Source organism: Acinetobacter sp. YH01018 (assembly GCF_013420295.1).
Lineage (GTDB): Bacteria > Pseudomonadota > Gammaproteobacteria > Pseudomonadales > Moraxellaceae > Acinetobacter.
In genome coordinates this window covers 23,783-41,908 of record NZ_VOYL01000019.1, presented here as the reverse complement: position 1 = coordinate 41,908, position 18,126 = coordinate 23,783, and the positions used below count along the sequence as shown (strand labels likewise).

The 18,126-nt window shown below is 42.4% G+C and carries 14 protein-coding genes and 2 pseudogenes; 15 read left to right on the top strand and 1 reads right to left on the bottom strand.

The window, feature by feature from the left end; translation table 11 throughout:
* Positions 1-49 precede the first annotated feature (49 nt).
* The 14 genes and pseudogenes from FTT83_RS08615 to FTT83_RS08550 form a co-directional block, all read left to right on the top strand.
* Positions 50-1,111, top strand: coding sequence for a pilus assembly protein PilM (locus tag FTT83_RS08615; protein ID WP_180043053.1), 1,062 nt, complete (start codon positions 50-52; stop codon positions 1,109-1,111).
* Positions 1,111-1,764, top strand: a complete 654-nt coding sequence (locus tag FTT83_RS08610; RefSeq protein WP_180043052.1) for a PilN domain-containing protein — start codon at positions 1,111-1,113, stop codon at positions 1,762-1,764. The genes FTT83_RS08615 and FTT83_RS08610 overlap by 1 nt, the downstream gene beginning before the upstream one ends.
* Complete coding sequence (locus FTT83_RS08605) at positions 1,761-2,495, top strand: type 4a pilus biogenesis protein PilO (RefSeq protein ID WP_180043051.1); 735 nt, start codon at positions 1,761-1,763, stop codon at positions 2,493-2,495. Before FTT83_RS08610 ends, FTT83_RS08605 begins: the two co-directional genes overlap by 4 nt.
* Before the next feature lie 2 nt (positions 2,496-2,497).
* A complete protein-coding gene (locus tag FTT83_RS08600; RefSeq protein WP_180043050.1) occupies positions 2,498-3,025 on the top strand; it encodes a pilus assembly protein PilP in 528 nt (175 codons plus the stop codon).
* A 62-nt stretch (positions 3,026-3,087) separates the two neighbouring features.
* On the top strand, positions 3,088-5,238 hold the full coding sequence (pilQ, locus tag FTT83_RS08595; RefSeq protein WP_373456121.1) for a type IV pilus secretin PilQ: 2,151 nt from the start codon (positions 3,088-3,090) through the stop codon (positions 5,236-5,238).
* Positions 5,239-5,274: 36 nt separating this feature from the next.
* Positions 5,275-5,823, top strand: a complete 549-nt coding sequence (gene aroK / locus FTT83_RS08590; protein WP_086197203.1) for a shikimate kinase AroK — start codon at positions 5,275-5,277, stop codon at positions 5,821-5,823.
* Positions 5,824-5,840: 17 nt separating this feature from the next.
* A complete protein-coding gene (aroB, locus tag FTT83_RS08585) occupies positions 5,841-6,926 on the top strand; it encodes a 3-dehydroquinate synthase (RefSeq protein WP_180043048.1) in 1,086 nt (361 codons plus the stop codon).
* Positions 6,927-6,929: 3 nt separating this feature from the next.
* Positions 6,930-7,775 (top strand): hypothetical protein, encoded by an 846-nt coding sequence (locus tag FTT83_RS08580; RefSeq protein WP_180043047.1) that lies wholly within the window; start codon positions 6,930-6,932, stop codon positions 7,773-7,775.
* 453 nt (positions 7,776-8,228) lie between these two features.
* Complete coding sequence (gene gltB / locus FTT83_RS08575; RefSeq protein WP_180043062.1) at positions 8,229-12,704, top strand: glutamate synthase large subunit; 4,476 nt, start codon at positions 8,229-8,231, stop codon at positions 12,702-12,704.
* 73 nt (positions 12,705-12,777) lie between these two features.
* Positions 12,778-14,199: an FAD-dependent oxidoreductase gene (locus FTT83_RS08570; protein WP_180043046.1), complete on the top strand. Its 1,422-nt coding sequence runs from the start codon at positions 12,778-12,780 to the stop codon at positions 14,197-14,199.
* A gap of 157 nt (positions 14,200-14,356) precedes the next feature.
* Positions 14,357-14,947 (top strand): LemA family protein, encoded by a 591-nt coding sequence (locus FTT83_RS08565; protein ID WP_180043045.1) that lies wholly within the window; start codon positions 14,357-14,359, stop codon positions 14,945-14,947.
* Positions 14,948-14,977: 30 nt separating this feature from the next.
* Positions 14,978-16,039: a YgcG family protein gene (locus FTT83_RS08560; RefSeq protein WP_180043044.1), complete on the top strand. Its 1,062-nt coding sequence runs from the start codon at positions 14,978-14,980 to the stop codon at positions 16,037-16,039.
* Positions 16,033-16,593 (top strand): TPM domain-containing protein, encoded by a 561-nt coding sequence (locus FTT83_RS08555; protein ID WP_180043043.1) that lies wholly within the window; start codon positions 16,033-16,035, stop codon positions 16,591-16,593. The genes FTT83_RS08560 and FTT83_RS08555 overlap by 7 nt, the downstream gene beginning before the upstream one ends.
* 60 nt (positions 16,594-16,653) lie before the next feature.
* A pseudogene (locus FTT83_RS08550) lies at positions 16,654-16,947 on the top strand (hypothetical protein); the annotation flags it as partial.
* Between the two features lie 241 nt (positions 16,948-17,188).
* On the opposite strand, the pseudogene FTT83_RS16320 reads toward FTT83_RS08550, so the two are convergent.
* Positions 17,189-17,303, bottom strand: a pseudogene (locus FTT83_RS16320) (prepilin-type N-terminal cleavage/methylation domain-containing protein); the annotation flags it as partial.
* Positions 17,304-17,672: 369 nt separating this feature from the next.
* On the opposite strand from FTT83_RS16320, the gene FTT83_RS08540 reads away from it, so the two are divergent.
* Positions 17,673-17,843 carry a hypothetical protein gene (locus FTT83_RS08540; RefSeq protein ID WP_171495978.1) on the top strand — a complete coding sequence of 57 codons (171 nt, stop codon included), beginning with the start codon at positions 17,673-17,675 and terminating at the stop codon, positions 17,841-17,843.
* Positions 17,844-18,126: the final 283 nt, after the last annotated feature.

Below are 18,126 nucleotides of genomic sequence, written 5' to 3'. Positions count from 1 at the left end.
ATTAGTAAGTTACTTTTATTGGGGATAAAAAAATAATAGGAATTATATTGTGCTCAGGTTATATCGTAAGCCGAATAAGGGATTAATAGGAGTAGATATTAGTTCTACTTCTGTTAAATTGTTAGAACTTTCTGTTAAGAGCGGTAACAGGTATTGGGTAGAAAGCTATGCGCTGATTCCTTTGCCTGAAGGTAGTGTTGTTGAAAAAAATATTTTAAATCCCGAAGCAGTGGGTGATGCACTAGAGCGAGCACTCAATCTTGCCAATACTCAATGTACAGCTGCAGCGCTCGCAGTCCCAACTTCACTGGTCATTACCAAAACCATTGAAATGGATGCGGATATGACGGATGACGAACGTGAAGTCCAGATCCGTATGGATGCAGAGCAATATATTCCCTTTCCTCTGGACGAAGCCAGTCTGGATTTTGAAGTATTGCCGGATCGTTTAGCCAATCCGAATCGGGTGAATGTGCTTTTAGTTGCAACGCGTCTTGAAAATGTAGAAGCACGTGCTGAAGTGCTGGAACTGGCTAACCTGACACCAAAAATTGCCGATGTTGAAAGTTTTGCGCTAGAAAATGCCTATCAAGTGTTTTCCGATACTTTACCAATAGGTGTGAATACGGTGGGTATTTTGGATATTGGTCATACCATGACGACCTTATCTGTCATGCAAAATAATAAAGTGATTTATACTAGAGAACAGGTGTTTGGCGGTAAACAGCTGACTCAAGAAATTCAAAATCGTTATGGTCTGTCTTTTGAAGAAGCGGGCCGTGCCAAGAAAACCCGTTCATTGCCCGATGACTATGATGTTGAAGTCTTAGAGCCGTTCTTGGAAGCTGTAGTTCAGCAAGCAGCAAGATCACTGCAGTTCTTCTTCTCGTCCTCACAGTTTAATGAGATTGACCACATTTTATTGGCTGGGGGAAATGCCAATATTCCAGGGCTCGCGAAATTACTACAACAAAAACTGGGTTATCGCGTCACGATTGCCAACCCATTTTTACAAATGGGGTTTTCTCCACAAATCGATATTAAAAAAATAGAGAACGATGCTTCCTCGCTCATGGTGGCATGTGGTTTGGCATTGAGGAGTTTTGATTAATGGCAAGAATTAACTTACTTCCTTGGCGTGATGAGCTAAGAGAAAAACGAAAAAAAGAATTTATCGCCATTTGTATTGGGGCGGCATTCATTGGTGCTTTGGCGGTTACATCATCATGGTTTTATTATGATCATAAACTTGAAGACCAGGAACAGGCCAATCAGCTGATTACCAGTACCAACCAGAATCTTGATGTGCAATTAAAATCTTTAGAAGGTTTGGAAGCGCAGCGCAATGCCATTGTTGAGCGCATGAAGTTGATTCAGGGTCTGCAAGGGCAACGTCCGATTGCAGTACGTCTGATTGATGAACTGGTACGGGTTACACCAGGTAATTTATATATTACCAAATTTGTGCGTACTGGCGACAAATTCACCATTGAAGGCAGAGCTGAAAGTCCAAATACCGTTGCAGAGTTTTTGCGTAATCTGGAGGCATCTGCCTGGTATCGCAATGCTTTCATGAATTCTTTTTTAGCGGTTGAAGAGCAAAAAGATAAAGCACCAAGTTCCGTGATTCCACGTATTGAAGAGGGTTATGGTTCATTTGTGGTGACTGCCGACTTGGATGAAATCGCCCAGCCTGCTGCACCAGAAACACAACAACAAGCAGCATCCAATATAGCTAATTCAACCGTGGAGGCAGCCAAATGAGTCTCGATGAATTTGATGAATTAAATCCAAATGAAGCTGTGGTGCGTAAAAAGAAAATGACGCTGGATAAGTTTCTTCAGCAGTTCAATACCTTAGATCCAAATAATTATGGTAGTTGGCCCTTATCCGTCAAAATCACCTGTTGGATTTTGATTGTTGTCATGATTGCTTTTCTCGGGTATTTTGTAACAATTAAAAGTAAATTGGATAATATTTCGAATGCTGCTGCTCAAGAGCAAAACCTGCTTAACGAGTTTCGTGAAAAAGATTCTAAACTTCGCAATTTGCAGTTGTTGCAAGCACAGTTACAGGAAATGGAAGCGAATTTTAATCAGCAATTGGAACAATTGCCTAAAGAAACTGAAATTCCAGGACTGGTTGAAGATATCAACGTGACTGGTGTGAATTCTGGTTTGAAATTTAAAAATATCCGTTTAGAAAATGAAATAAAACAAGAGTTCTTTATTGAACAGCCAATTGTGATTGAGGCAACCGGTGATTATCACGCTTTTGGTTCTTTTGTAAGCGGGATTGCTGCACTGCCACGTATTGTGACTTTGCATGATTTTGAGATTACCGCCTCGGAAAATAAAGAGAAAAAATCTGATATTCCTCAAGTGAATTATAACGTTAAAGCAAAAACATACCGTTATATCGGTGCTGCGGATGCTCAAGCGACAGAAACGCAAGCTGCGAATGCAAATTCAACTGCTACGACTGGAGGGAAATAGTAATGAAAATGCAAAAAATCTCTCTAAGTTTGATGTTGGGCTTGTTGCTGGTCGGTTGTGATTCGCGTATTGATGCGGTGAATGAACAAATGGCCAATATTCGCAATCAGCCTCCATTGCCGATTGAACCTGCACCGGTTTTTCCACCTGTACCGACATTCGATTATGCTGCACACCAGCTTAAAAGTCCTTTTTTACCGAGCTCACTGGCTGCTGAATTAAAAATTATGTCAGGAAAACGTGTCTATCCTAATCTATCACGTCAACTGCAACCTTTAGAAAGCTATGCAATTGAATCCTTGAATATGAAGGGAAGTATGCGTAGCCAGTCTGGACAGATATTGGCATTGATTCAAACCCCGGATGGTGAAATTGAGCGGATACAGCGCGGCAGTTATATGGGCATGAATCATGGTCGTGTGGTCAATATCACGCCTACACAGATTGATCTCGTGGAAATTGTTCCAGATGGGCGAGAAGGATACGTGGAGCGTCCAAGAAGTCTAGTATTAATTGGACCGGCGCCTTAAGTTTAAAAGGAATAAAAATGAATAATAGGTTTAAAGATTTTATATTTGGGGATGGCAATACAATGAACCATTTGTTTCGTCAATTTTCTATGGGTGCTGTTGCGATTGCGATCATGCAGGTTGCAAATGCACAGGTGAGTATGACCAATATTGTACCGATGCAGATTGCAGGCCAAGGTACAGAAATTCGTGTGATATTTAACGGTTTGCCGCCACAACCTCAGGCTTACCAACTAGAGCAGCCTTCACGTCTAATTCTTGATTTTGATAAAGCCCAACAAAATTTAAAACAAAATAGCATTCCCGTTGCAACGAAAGAAGCCACTTCCATCGATGTGAGTTCTGATGCCCAACGTTCACGTTTAACTGTGAATTTGGCTGAAGCGGGTGCTTTTACCACGCGTGTTGAAGGCAATACTTTTATTTTAAAAATTAATTCTGCGGCTGCGAATGCATTTACCTCTCAGCCAATGGTTGTCCAAAAAACTGCGCAAGGTATTTCCAATATTGGTTTCCAGCGCGGCAGTCAGGGTGAAGGTCAAATTGTTGTGGATTTATTGGGGAGTAATACTCCGGTAGATGTACAACAACAGGGCAGTAAAGTGGTGGTGCGAACTCTAGGTAATAAAGTTCCAACGCACTTGGCACGTCGTTTAAATGTCAATGATTTCGCAACTCCAGTATCTACGGTTGATGCTACCAATGACGGCGGCAATGGCATGATTATCATTCAAACTTCTGGCAGCTATGAATATATGGCTTATCAGACGGATAATAAACTGACTATCAGCTTAAAACGACCTGAAGATAAGAATCCGCTTAAACCTAAAGCCGCAAATGCTTATACAGGGAAAAAGATTTCTTTAGATTTTCAGGATATTGAAGTACGTCGTGTCCTTCAGTTGCTGGCTGATTTCACTTCTATCAATATGGTGACTGCCGATAGTGTACAAGGCAATATTACCCTGCGTTTAAAAGATGTACCATGGGATCAGGCCTTAGATATTATTTTAAAAACCAAAAATCTGGATAAGCGCCGTAACGGAAATGTCATCTGGATTGCGCCGGTATCGGAATTGATTAAGGCGGAAGAGGAACAGGCGAAGGCGATAGAGCAAAGTGTAAAATTGGCGCCAATACAGACCGAGTATATGCAACTTAGCTATGCAAAGGTTGCTGATATTGAAAAACTTATTACCCAAACTAAATCTTCAAATAATTCTAATTCTAATTCTAATTCTAATTCTAATTCTAATTCTAATTCTAATTCTGGCAATGGTAATGGTAATAACAATTCTAGTGAAAGTTTATTAAGCTCACGTGGAACTATATCCTCTGATGCACGTACCAATACACTGATTATTAATGATACTGCACAGAATATAGATAAAGTGCGGAAAATGGTGGACTTACTCGATATTCCTGTCAAGCAAGTGATGGTTGAAGCCCGTATTGTTCGTGCTTCCACAGAATTTAGTAAAGAAATGGGCGTGAAGTGGGGTATATTGTCACAAGGCATTAATCAAAATAATGACCTGTTGGTCGGCGGTAGTGATACAACTTTATGGGATTTAAAGACACCGGATGATGATGGTAAATATACGATTCAACGTCCAAACAATCTAAATGTAGATTTAGGAGTCACTACTGCAGGGGCAAGTCGTATAGCATTTGGTTTAATTAGCCTTTCAGATTTTATGCTGGATTTGGAACTTTCTGCATTGCAAGCTGATGGTTATGGTGAAGTGATTTCTACTCCTAAAGTGTTAACAGGTGATAAACAAAAAGCGAAAGTGGCTTCTGGACAACAAATCCCATATCAATCAACTGGAAATGATGGTCAAGCAACAACAGAGTTTAAGGATGCTTTGTTAAGTTTGGAAGTTACTCCAAGTATTACGCCAGATGGCAAAATACATATGAATTTGGATATCAATAGTGATTCAGCAGGTCAAATCACCCCTGATGGTAATATTGCTATTAATAAAAATTTTATTAACACAAATGTATTAGTCAATAATGGAGAAACTGTAGTCCTAGGGGGAATTTTTGAACAGGAGTCCAGTAATAAGCAAGCCAAAGTACCATTCTTGGGTGATATTCCTTACGTAGGCCGTTTATTCCGTAAAGATGTGAAGTCGGATAACAAGCGAGAGCTACTGATTTTTGTTACACCACGAATTGTTAATGACAGTGTTTCAAGAAATCATTAATATATTTTAAATTTAGCAAAATAAATAGGTGACTCCTTGCCAAGCAATGAGTTTGAAACCCTGCCAAATGTCTATTTGGTAGGGCCAATGGGGGCTGGGAAAACAACTGTTGGTCGTCATTTAGCGGAACTGTTGGGGCGAGAGTTTCTTGATAGTGATCAGGAAATTGAGCGTAAAACAGGGGCGACAATCCCTTGGATCTTTGAAAAAGAAGGTGAAAAGGGATTTCGTAACCGTGAAACAATGGTGATTGATGAACTCACAGCCCGTTCACACTTGGTTGTTGCAACCGGTGGTGGCGCAGTGACCCAGTTGCCTAATCGCGAATTTTTAAAACAACGTGGAATTGTTGTTTACCTCTATACTCCTGTTGAAATCCAGTTACAGCGCACTTACCGGGATAAAAACCGTCCTTTACTGCAAGTTGAAAATCCTGAACAAAAGTTACGTGATTTATTGGCAGTTCGTGATCCTTTATATCGTGAAATTGCAGATTATATTATTGAAACAAATCAGGGTGCTGCTCGAGATTTGGCGCAAAAAATCTTACAAATGATTGTTTCTGAAGAAACAAAGCTAGTCTAATTAACGGTTTTAATTTCATGCAAACTTTACATGTTGAACTCGGTGATCGCCGTTATCCTATCTTTATTGGCAGTGATTTGGATACTCAATCATTGCTTGAGCCGTATATTCGCGGAAAACAGGTCATGCTGGTCACCAATACCACGGTTGCGCCTTTGTATCTGGAACATTATGTGACTGCAATCGAGCATTTGGGAAAAACAGTCGCAACATGTATTTTGCCTGATGGTGAGCAATATAAAAATATTGAACACTTGAACCTGATTTTTGATGCCTTGTTGGAAGCGGGTTTTAACCGTGATGCCACAGTGCTTGCTCTGGGTGGTGGCGTGATTGGGGATATGGCAGGTTTTGCATCTGCTTGTTTTCAGCGTGGCGTTTATTTTATTCAGGTGCCGACAACCCTGCTGTCGCAAGTGGATTCCAGTGTGGGCGGGAAAACTGGGATTAATCATCCACTCGGTAAAAACATGATCGGCGCTTTTCAGCAACCTCAGGTTGTGCTTGCTAATATGTCGCAGCTGTCGACCTTACCCGACCGTGAATTATCTGCGGGTCTGGCAGAAGTAATTAAATATGCCTTGCTGGGAGACCGTGATTTTCTGGTCTGGCTTGAACAAAATATGGATGGTCTGGTCGCGCGAGATGCGCAATTGCTGGCCGAAGCTGTTTATCGTTCCTGTGCCCATAAAGCACGTATTGTGGCGAATGATGAAAAAGAACAGGGCGAACGTGCCTTATTGAATTTAGGTCATACTTTTGGTCATGCAATTGAATCCTATCTGGGTTATGGGGTCTGGCTGCATGGCGAAGCTGTGGCTACCGGTATGGTGATGGCGGCTGATTTGTCACAACGTATGGGCTGGATTTCACTGGAAGATCTGGAACGTACAAAAAAAATCATTCAACGTGCACATTTGCCAGTAAAATGCCCAGCTATTCCACTGCAAGAATTTCTTGGCTATATGGCACATGATAAAAAAGTGCTGAATGGACAATTACGTCTGGTCCTGATGAAATCGCTCGGGCAGGCTGTGATCAGCAAAGAATTTGATGTGGAATTGATGAAACAGGCGATTTTAGCGAATCAAGAAAAGGCATAAATCATGGCAACCTTCCGGACACAATGGCAACGTATTCAAAACTATATCTGGCTGGTGTGTGGGATGGTGTGCCTGTTTGCAGCACTGATTTTTTGGGCGATTACCGACAGTGATGCTTTGGTTGAGGTAGAAAAGTCTGCTGAAACTGAATCTGAACTGCAAATTCAGCCGGAAAAGGTTGCTGCGACCAGCCTGCTGGGTGCGCTTCAGGAAGAGGTGCGCCCTTTACAAATGACTACACGTGTGGTGACTACAGGAAGTTATGAGCCAGAATTTCGTGGCAGCAAATTTATTAATGAGAATAAAAATGCAAGTACCATCGAATTGTTTCGGGTCACTAAAGATGATGTAATTCGAAGCTTTCTGAAAAAACAGGCGAATCGCAACAACTTTTTTTATATTCGTTTGAGTGGCGAGAACCAGATTGAACAATATGTACTTTTTTATGGTATCTATCGAAATAAAGACGAAGCTCAACGTGTATTAGAACAATTACCGCTACAATTTCCCAAGACTGTTCAGCCCAAAGTACAGGATATTGAAAATTATGTTTCTTTAGTCAATGACATGGGCGCAGATGAAATGGGCAGCAATCATAAGTTGTATGCAGTCAATCTCAAATCAGTCCGTTTGCCAAAAGTGGATGAAAGTTTGCTGGTTTTGCCGAAGCCTAAGCCGGCTGCAGCTGAGACTGATCCTAAAAATGCAACCACGACCACCACCGTAACCCGGCGTGATGAACAGGGTAATGTGGTAGATATCCAGCAGTCACATTCAGGTGCGGATATTGCACCGAAACAAGGCGGAAACAAGATTCCGGAAAAAGAAATTAATGACCCATTTAATTAAAAATATAGTTCTAAAATAGAGCAATTTGAGTTATAAAATTATTTATATGCACAAATATAGTGCGAAATATGTTTCTTGAAAATTACTCTAAAGTTAATGAAATTTTAATATTTCTATATTTAAAACATTTAGCACTCTAATTTTTAAATTGGCATATTTTTTGCTTTATTGGTGCATGAATTGAGTTAATGTCCCTGTTTTGGCGCGAAAAGATTCAATGAGTGTGCGAAATTGTCAAATTTACCTGCTTTAAAAGAGTGCGTAAACGAAGCAAAACATTTTTTGCAATTCATCCATGTACAAAGATCAAAATCAGACTATCTTAGACAGGATGAAGAAGTTTTGCTCAACATTGATCTTGATGTGAGTGAATTGGACTAAATCGCAAAGAAGTTATTTGATTGTTAGATGCCCGTTTTATGGGCCATGTTGAAAGAAGGGTACGCTATGCACATGCCATCGCCTAATACTGTAGCTCCCGCTCAAGGTTTATACCAACCGGATGAGTTTAAAGATAACTGTGGTTTCGGTTTAATCGCCCATATGCAGGGTGATGCAAGCCATGATCTCGTTAAAACCGCTATGCACAGCCTTAGCTGCATGACCCACCGTGGTGGTATTGCCGCAGATGGTAAGACAGGGGATGGTTGTGGCCTGCTTTTGGCAATGCCGAAAAAATTCTTCCGTGAAGAAGCCAAAAAACTCAGTGATATCACTTTAAGTGAAATTTTTGCTGTCGGTACGGTATTTTTAAATCTAGATCCGGCGATTGCTGCACATTCTAAACAAGTGCTGGCTAAAGAGATTGAATCTGAAGGCCTTACAGTTTTAGCCTGGCGTGTTATCCCAACCAATAATGATGCGCTTGGTGAAATTGCAATGCAGTCTTTACCTGCATTCGAACAGATTATTGTCAATTGTCCGATGGGTGTGACTGAGGTTGAGTTTAACCGCAAATTGTTCTTGGCACGCCGTCGTGCAGAACAGCAGTTAAGCAATGATCCATCATTCTACGTGACGACTTTGTGTTCTACAGTGATTAGCTATAAAGGCCTAATGATGCCTGAAGCGATTGCTGATTTTTACACCGATTTGGCAGATGAACGCCTGGAATCCCATATTGTGGTGTTCCATCAACGTTTCTCGACCAACACATTACCGCGTTGGCCTTTGGCACAGCCGTTCCGTTATCTTGCGCATAACGGTGAAATCAACACCATTACCGCAAACCGTAACTGGGCTATGGCACGTACACCAAAATTCGAAAACCCGTTATTGCCAGGTTTAACCGATCTTAACCCGATTGTGAACCGTACCGGTTCAGACTCTTCAAGCCTGGATAACATGCTTGAGATTCTTGTCGGTGGTGGCATGGACTTGTTCCGTGCATTGCGTATGCTGGTTCCACCAGCTTGGCAAAATGTTGAAACTTTAGATGCTGACCTACGTGCATTCTATGAATTCAACTCTAAGCATATGGAAGCTTGGGATGGTCCTGCTGGCTTGGTTATCCAGGATGGTCGTCATGCCATCTGTATGCTGGATCGTAATGGTTTACGTCCGGCACGTTGGGTCATTACTAAAAATGGTTACATTACTCTTGCGTCAGAAATTGGTGTGTGGGGCTATGAACCTGAAGATGTGATTTCTAAAGGTCGTGTGGGACCGGGCCAGATTTTGGTGATTGATACCTTCACTGGCAAATTGCTGGATACCAAAGATGTCAGCAATCATTTGAAAAAAATGCGTCCTTACCGTGAATGGTTGCGTGAAAATTCTGTACGTGTACAAGGTAGCCCAGAACTTGAAGAATATTTATGTGATCAAGGCTTAAAAGGCGACGAGCTAAAAGCTTCACAAAAAATGTTCCTAGTGACTTTTGAAGAGCGTGACCAGTTGCTTCGTCCAATCGCAGAAAGCGGTCAGGAAGCGGTAGGATCAATGGGTGATGATACGCCAATGGCGGTGTTATCTCGCCAGGTACGTCATGTATCAGATTACTTCCGTCAACAGTTTGCGCAGGTGACCAACCCGCCAATCGATCCACTGCGTGAATCGATTGTGATGTCGCTGGAGACCTGTTTTGGTCGTGAACAAAATGTATTCGAACAAAGTCCTGAGCATGCTGATCGTCTGATTGTTTCAAGTCCTGTGCTGTCAAATTCTAAAATGCATCAAATTCGTACCCTTGGGCGTCCAGGTTATGAAATTGCTGACATTGATTTGAACTATGCAGAAACTGAAGGTTTGGAAGCTGCCATCACACGTATTTGTGAAGAGGCTGCTCAAGCCATTCGTGATGGTAAAACTTTATTGGTGCTTTCAGACAAGAAAATCCGTCAAGGTTTCTTGCCAGCCAATGCGCTCATGGCAACAGGTGCGGTGCATCACCACCTGATCAATGTTGGCCTGCGTACCGATGCCAACATTATCGTTGAAACCGGTCTGGCGCGTGATCCGCATCAATTTGCAGTCATCTTGGGCTTTGGTGCAACTGCAATCTACCCTTACCTGGCTTATGACGTCATCAATGACCTGATTGCCAAAGGTGAATTGTTGGGTGACCCAATTCATGCACAGGCGAACTTCCGTAAAGGGATTGAGAAAGGCTTGTTGAAAGTCCTGTCTAAAATGGGTATTTCGACTGTTGCTTCTTACCGTGGTGGCCAGTTATTTGAAGCCGTTGGTCTATCTGAAGAAGTGGTCAATAAATGCTTCACAGGTGTACCAAGCCGTATTAAGGGTGCAACCTTTGCCGACCTTGAAAATGACCTGAAAAAACTGGCTGATACTGCGTGGAAATCGCGTAAGCCAATCGATCAGGGTGGCATGCTGAAATTCGTATTCGATAAGGAATATCATGCCTTTAACCCGGATGTGATCAATGCTTTGCATAAATCGGTTCGTTCAGGTGAATATGCTGATTTTAAAGAATATGCTGAATTGGTGAACAACCGTCCGGTTGCAACCATTCGTGACTTGTTGAAACTTAAAACTGATAATTCAATTCCACTGGATCAAGTGGAATCTGTAGAAGATATTCTGCCGCGTTTCGACTCTGCCGGGATGTCTTTAGGTGCATTGTCTCCTGAAGCGCACGAAGCGATTGCGATTGCCATGAATACCATTGGTGGTCGTTCCAACTCTGGTGAGGGCGGTGAAGATCCAGCACGTTATGGCACTATCCGTAACTCGAAAATCAAACAGATTGCCTCAGGCCGTTTTGGTGTAACCCCTGCGTATCTGACTTCGGCAGAAGTATTGCAGATTAAAGTGGCACAAGGTGCAAAACCGGGTGAGGGTGGTCAGTTACCGGGTGGTAAGGTAAATGGCTTGATTGCACGTTTACGTTACTCGGTTCCAGGTGTGACCCTGATTTCACCTCCACCGCACCATGACATCTACTCAATTGAAGATTTGTCACAATTGATCTTTGACTTGAAACAGGTCAACCCTCAAGCGATGGTGTCTGTGAAACTGGTATCTGAACCGGGTGTAGGAACTATTGCGGCAGGTGTTGCGAAAGCTTATGCCGATTTCATTACCATTTCCGGTTATGACGGTGGTACAGCGGCTTCTCCATTATCTTCAATTCACCATGCCGGTTCGCCATGGGAATTGGGTCTAAGTGAGGCGCATCAAGCCCTTCGCGTGAATGACCTGCGTGGTAAAGTCCGTGTACAAACTGACGGTGGTTTGAAAACAGGTCTGGATGTCGTGAAAGCGGCAATTTTAGGTGCAGAAAGCTTCGGTTTCGGTTCAACGCCAATGATCGCGCTTGGTTGTAAATACCTGCGTATCTGTCACTTGAACAACTGTGCGACCGGTGTGGCAACTCAGCAGGATCATTTACGTCAGGAACACTACATTGGTGAGCCTGAAATGTTGATCAACTTCTTCCACTTCATTGCGGAAGAAACCCGTGAATGGCTCGCAGCGCTTGGTGTTGCAAGCCTGAAAGACTTGATTGGCCGTACTGACTTACTGGAAATGTTGCCGGGTGAAACTGAAAAACATGCTCATCTGGACTTAAGTGCATTGCTTGAGTCCCATCCTGCAGCGGAAGGCAAGGCGCAATATTGCCAGGTTGAAGGGAATGCCCCATTTGACAAAGGTATTCTGGCTGAGAAGATGGTGGCAGAAATGTTGCCAGCGATTGAAGCGGGTGTCAGCGGTGAATATAGCTTCACGATTGGTAACTGTGACCGTTCAATCGGCGCGCGTATCTCTGGTGAAATCGCACGCCGCTATGGCAACCTCAGCATGGAAGCGCATCCTGTTAAAGTCAATTTAACCGGTACTGCGGGTCAGTCTTTAGGTGTATGGAATGCTGGAGGTTTACATATTAAACTTGAAGGTGATGCCAACGATTATGTGGGTAAAGGTATGGCGGGTGGCCGCGTGTCTATCTTCCCACCTAAAGGTTCACCGTTCCAGACTCAGGAAACAGCGATCATTGGTAACACCTGCTTATATGGCGCGACTGGCGGTAAACTGTTTGCTGCAGGTACAGCGGGTGAACGTTTCGCAGTACGTAACTCAGGTGCGTTTGCTGTGATTGAAGGTGCTGGCGACCACTGCTGTGAATATATGACTGGCGGTATTGTGACTGTACTGGGTAAAGTGGGTCACAACTTCGGTGCAGGTATGACCGGTGGTTTTGCTTATGTACTTGATTTGGATAACGACTTCGTTGACCATTACAACCATGAGTTAATTGAACTCAACCGTATTTCTACAGAGGTGATGGAAGAACATCAAGAATTCTTGCTTCGCATCCTGGATGAACATATTGCCGAGACAGGTAGTGCTTGGGCGTACAAGATCCGCAATGAGTTTGATTATTACAGCCGTAAATTCTGGCTTGTAAAACCAAAAGCTGCTAATTTGCAAACGCTTTTGAAAACAACCAAAGCTGATCCACAATAATTCCACTACTTGCAGATATATAGGCAGGTGTAGCAGCTAATAAAACCGGCTACACCTGCCCACGGAGAGAGACATGGCAGAGCGCCTAAACAATGACTTTCAATTCCTGGATGTCCCACGCCAAGAGCCAGAGAAAAAAGATCTAACTGTCCGCAAAGCAGAGTTTGTGGAAATTTATAAGCCTTTTACAGCGGAAATTGCGGCAAACCAGACGCATCGCTGTTTAGGTTGTGGTAACCCTTATTGTGAATGGAAATGTCCAGTACATAACTACATTCCAAACTGGTTAAAGTTAATTGCTGAAGGTCGTATTTTCCAGGCAGCTGAATTGTGCCATCAAACCAATACACTGCCTGAAGTGTGTGGTCGTGTTTGTCCGCAAGACCGTTTGTGTGAAGGGGCTTGTACCTTGAACGACGGTTTTGGTGCAGTGACCATTGGTAATGCAGAAAAATACATTAATGATACCGCTTTTGCTCTGGGCTGGCGTCCAGACATGTCACACGTGAAGTGGACAGATAAAAAAGTTGCCATCATCGGTGCGGGTCCTGCGGGTCTGGGCTGTGCGGACATTCTGGTACGTAACGGTGTTAAACCGGTGGTATTCGATAAACGTCCTGAAATTGGCGGTTTGCTGACGTTCGGTATTCCAGAGTTCAAGATGGAAAAAGACGTGATGAAGCGTCGCCGTGAAATTTTCACCGGAATGGGCGTTGAATTCCGTCTCAATACTGAAATTGGTACTGATGTTACGATTGATCAGCTGCTTGCAGACTACGATGCCGTGTTTATGGGTATGGGGACATACACGTATATGAAAGGTGGTTTTGCCGGTGAAGATCTGGATGGTGTTTATGATGCACTGGATTTCCTGATTGCCAACGTTAACCGTTGTCAAGGCTGGGAAAAAGATCCTGCTGAATACATCAGTGTAGAAGGCCAAAAAGTGATTGTACTTGGCGGTGGTGATACAGCGATGGACTGTAACCGTACTTCTATCCGTCAAGGTGCTGAATCAGTGATTTGTGCTTACCGCCGTGATGAAGAAAATATGCCAGGTTCTCGCCGTGAAGTGAAAAATGCACGCGAAGAAGGTGTGGAATTCCAGTTTAATCGTCAGCCAATCGAAATTGTTGGTGAAAACGGCAAAGTGACAGGCGTTAAGTTTGTAACTACACAATTGGGTGAGCCAGACAGCCGTGGTCGTCGTAGCCCTGAGCCTGTACCGGGTTCTGAGGAAATCTTGCCTGCTGACGCAGTTCTTTTAGCATTCGGTTTCCGTACCAGTCCTGCTGATTGGTTTAATGATGTGGAAATTAATCTGGATGGTTCAGGCCGTGTAGTTGCGCCAGAACAGCAAGAGTTTAAATTCCAGACTTCAAATCCGAAAATCTTTGCTGGCGGTGATATGGTGCGTGGTTCCGACCTGGTGGTGACTGCAATCTGGGAAGGTCGTCAGGCTGCTGAAGGTATTCTTGATTATCTGGATGTTTAATTAGAGATTAAACATGAATAAAAAACCCGCTAATGCGGGTTTTTTATTGCAGGAAATAAGATAAATATGAATAAATAAATTAAACAAAACTGCAGCTAAATATGTTTACAATAAAAATATTTAAACAAATACAAATAAATAATAGAGGAATAGCACAATGAATTTTATGAAGAAAATCGCAGCGACAGTGGTACTGGCAAGCACGTTAACCTTAACTGGCTGTGGCTATAATACTTTACAGGTGAAGGATGAAGCGGTTACGGCTTCCTGGGCAGAAGTGCAAAACCAGTATCAACGCCGTGCCGATTTGGTGCCCAATCTGGTCAATGTGGTAAAAGGGTATGCCAAGCATGAAGAGCAGGTATTGACTGAAGTCACTCAGGCACGTGCTAACGTGGCAGGTTTAAAAGTAGATAAACAAGTGCTGGAAGATCCGGCTTTATTCCAGCAATATCAGCAAGCTCAGGCACAGATGACCAGTGCACTATCACGTTTAATTGCAGTTTCAGAAAATTATCCTGACTTAAAGGCGAACGAGCAGTTCCGGGATTTACAGGTGCAACTGGAAGGGACTGAAAACCGCATTGCTGTGGCGCGTAACCGTTATATTGCATCAGTTCAAGACTTTAATGCCTATTCACGGCAGTTCCCGCAAGTGATGACGGCTAAAGTCATCGGCATGAATCCGAAACCGAATTTCAGTGCAGAACAGGGTGCACAAACAGCGCCTAAGGTTTCATTTGATTAATCGGGTAGCTGCATAAAAAAGGATGCGCTTATGTCTGCTCCAGAAAATAAAAGTACTCTCGCTATCATTGTGCAACTGCTGGTTTTGTGTTGTGCAATATTGTCCAGTCCATTCGCTTTAAGTGAGGTGGCAACAGCCACGGATAATGAAGATGCCGTGATTGCAAGGAATGTCATTCAGGAGCAACAACAAGCCCATCAAGTTCAGCAAAAACCTTCATTACAGACACCTGTTCAGCAGCCGAAAATTGCCAATGATCTGGCGGAAGGAGAATCCATACGTGGTTTGCCGACCTTAAATGAGCCGGTTGTGGATCAGGCCAATTTACTTAGTGCGGGTGAAAAGCAGGAAATCAGCCAGCGAATTCTAAACTTGCATAAGCAGGGCAAAGCACAAATAGGTGTGGTGATTGTTCCAACGACGGGACAGGAAGATATTTTTGATTTCGCCATGCGGGTGGCCGAGAAGTGGCAACTTGGATCTGCGAAACAGGATAATGGTCTGCTCATGGCGATTGCTGTGAATGACCACCGTATCCAGATTTTAACCGGCTATGGTCTGGAAGGTGTACTGCCTGATATTGTCGTAAGCCGAATCATTCGTAATCAAATCACACCTTATTTTAAACAGGCCCAATATACCCAAGGCATTGATGCTGGTCTGGCTGAAATTGAACGGATTTTAAATATGGATCCTGAAATTGCCGCCAATGCAGCGCAGGAACTGAAAGAACGTCAGGAAAAAGCCTTGCATGAACAGCAGGCCAAAGAAAAAACTTTTAGTACCGCCTTATTGATTTTAATTGCCGGGATTATTGGTTCATTTATTGTAGGCAAACCTTTAAGTGCTTCTACAGCAGCTCTCGCGGGTACGGTGGCTGGACTGGTCAATGGGGCTGGCTTGGTTACCAGTTTATTGATTGGCGTAGGGATCTTCTTTTTACTCATTACTGCAATTGCGCAAACCATTTTTCAGCTGGTACTTTCATCTGTCGGTCGTGGAGGTGGTAGAGGAGGGGGCGGCTTCGGTGGCGGTGGATTTAGTGGAGGCGGTGGCGGCTTTGGTGGAGGAGGAGCATCAGGATCATGGTAACAACAACAGATACGACAGAGATTGTCACACAAGCTAAAATAGAAGACGTGAATCAGCCAAGTTTTAAGCGTTGGTTAAAGCATTTTTTGTATATGCCTGCAACCAAACGATACTTTTCCAAACAGGATCAGGCAGCCATTGCTCAGGCAGTTAGCGAGGCTGAACATGATCATGTGGGTGAAATTCAGGTGGTGATAGAAGGTCATCTACCTGTAAATCAGGCCTATTTTCAAAATACCCGCATGCGTGCTCGCCAACTGTTTGCAGAACTTGGGGTATGGGATACTGAATATAATAGTGGTGTACTGCTGTATATTAACTTATGTGAGCGTAAAGTTGAAATTGTGATTGATCGGGGGATTCAGCAGGCAACCGAACAAGCAGTTTGGGATGAAATTTGCCAAAATATGATTGCTCAGTTGGCTCAGAAGCAGTTTAGGTTGGCTGTAGTAACAGGTGTAATGAACATTGGGGAAGTGCTTAACCGGTTTTATACACACTCTGTCCAAGAACAAGATAATGAATTGGAGAATGAGCCTGTAATTTTAAGATAGGTGATAATCAGTGTAATTGTAATTGTGCTTTATATTTATGATCAGAGAAAACATAAAAAATTAGAGAGAAGCTCTGCCATTAATAATGACACCGTGGCACTTGAAGCAGGACGTAAACGAGGTTCGATCAAGAAGAGCCGTCACGCCGCACTGGTGGAGGCAATTGAGCAGGCTGCAAAAGAAGCGGGACAAAATAAACTTTCACCTGCCCAGCAGATTGAGCAAGCGAAAAATAAAACTAAAGCGGTGAAAAGTGATTATGAGCAGCTGAAAGAAGATTATGAAAAACTGCTGGAAAAGTGCAATTCGCTGTTGTTAGAAAATTTTGGGTTAAAACAAAAAACGCATCTTTAAAGATGCGTTTCTCATAATAAATATTAAATTTATTTACAAATACCATCAGTACCACAGCTGATTGAAGCACCGCTTGGATCTTCAGCTGTAGCTGTAAGTGGGAAGTCGGTAATTGCGGTAATTTTTTTATAGTCTTTACATGCCCCACCCGAAGGAGCTGTAGGAATTGTTTCAGCTTCGCTAATCGCAATAAGAACAGAATTGGTATAACCTTTCGCTTCACCAATACATGCTTTCGTTGCAGATTTAATAGTATAGTCTTTATAGGCAGGAATTGCGATGGCAGCCAAAATACCGATAATAGCGACCACAATCATGAGCTCGATCAAGGTAAAGCCTTTTTGAACTGATTTCATAACATTCTCCACAAATGTTTTGTTAATTTAATTATAAGCTTTGTAAGCTAGTTTATAGATTGCACAAAGTGTGCCAAAGCATATTATCGAATTATTCTACATGAAATCAATACATTGTTTAATGGATTAAAAATCTTAAAAACTTCAAAAGTAAATTTATGCAATTAAGTGACAAAAAATGTCAGTTTTGTTGGTTTTTAGAGATGTAAATATGAAGATTGCTTGTAGCGGGAAAAGCTAAATTATTAGCATCTAAGTGAGCAGACGACTATATTGGTTTAGTCATGATTGCTCGTGTGAGGATGAAAGCAATCTGAAATTGAAAATGTTGTTCTATGCGGAATGTTTCATACATGGTGGAGTAATAGAATGAAACGACTAAAAGACTTCAAAGTAACCGAACGAATATCTCGTCCAGCTGTAAACTTTTTGACTATACAATTTGGCGATGACGAAGCGACTCGTCGTATTGTTGTGCATCATGCAAGATGTGTGATTCTTCAGCATAAAAAAGAAATACAGAAGTTGGCTTATAAATGAGTCTGGATTTTTTTATTCCGTTTTTAGCTTATCAAAATTTTAAAATATCTCCCGACCAGTCTGCTTTTATAAAATTAATCCTATCGCATTCAACAAAAGCCATTTTCTGATATGGACAAAACTCAAAATTTTGTCTATCAAAAAGCATGTCCATATGGACAAGATGAATTAATAAGTAAAATAATATAATTCAATGGTTTGATGCATGTCCATATAAAGTGACTTATGGATTGTAAAAGCACAGAAAATAATAGCTTTTTGAATTATCATATTGCACAGCACT

Excerpts from the sequence above, each read along its gene's own strand:
- FTT83_RS08555 (WP_180043043.1), top strand. The coding sequence starts at position 16,033 with ATGGTAACAACAACAGATACGACAGAGATTGTCACACAAGCTAAAATA.
- FTT83_RS08540 (WP_171495978.1), top strand. The coding sequence starts at position 17,673 with ATGAAACGACTAAAAGACTTCAAAGTAACCGAACGAATATCTCGTCCA.
- aroB (WP_180043048.1), top strand. The coding sequence starts at position 5,841 with ATGCAAACTTTACATGTTGAACTCGGTGATCGCCGTTATCCTATCTTT.
- FTT83_RS08565 (WP_180043045.1), top strand. The coding sequence starts at position 14,357 with ATGAATTTTATGAAGAAAATCGCAGCGACAGTGGTACTGGCAAGCACG.
- FTT83_RS08570 (WP_180043046.1), top strand. The coding sequence starts at position 12,778 with ATGGCAGAGCGCCTAAACAATGACTTTCAATTCCTGGATGTCCCACGC.
- gltB (WP_180043062.1), top strand. The coding sequence starts at position 8,229 with ATGCCATCGCCTAATACTGTAGCTCCCGCTCAAGGTTTATACCAACCG.
- FTT83_RS08580 (WP_180043047.1), top strand. The coding sequence starts at position 6,930 with ATGGCAACCTTCCGGACACAATGGCAACGTATTCAAAACTATATCTGG.
- pilQ (WP_373456121.1), top strand. The coding sequence starts at position 3,088 with ATGAACCATTTGTTTCGTCAATTTTCTATGGGTGCTGTTGCGATTGCG.
- FTT83_RS08600 (WP_180043050.1), top strand. The coding sequence starts at position 2,498 with ATGAAAATGCAAAAAATCTCTCTAAGTTTGATGTTGGGCTTGTTGCTG.
- FTT83_RS08560 (WP_180043044.1), top strand. The coding sequence starts at position 14,978 with ATGTCTGCTCCAGAAAATAAAAGTACTCTCGCTATCATTGTGCAACTG.
- FTT83_RS08605 (WP_180043051.1), top strand. The coding sequence starts at position 1,761 with ATGAGTCTCGATGAATTTGATGAATTAAATCCAAATGAAGCTGTGGTG.
- FTT83_RS08610 (WP_180043052.1), top strand. The coding sequence starts at position 1,111 with ATGGCAAGAATTAACTTACTTCCTTGGCGTGATGAGCTAAGAGAAAAA.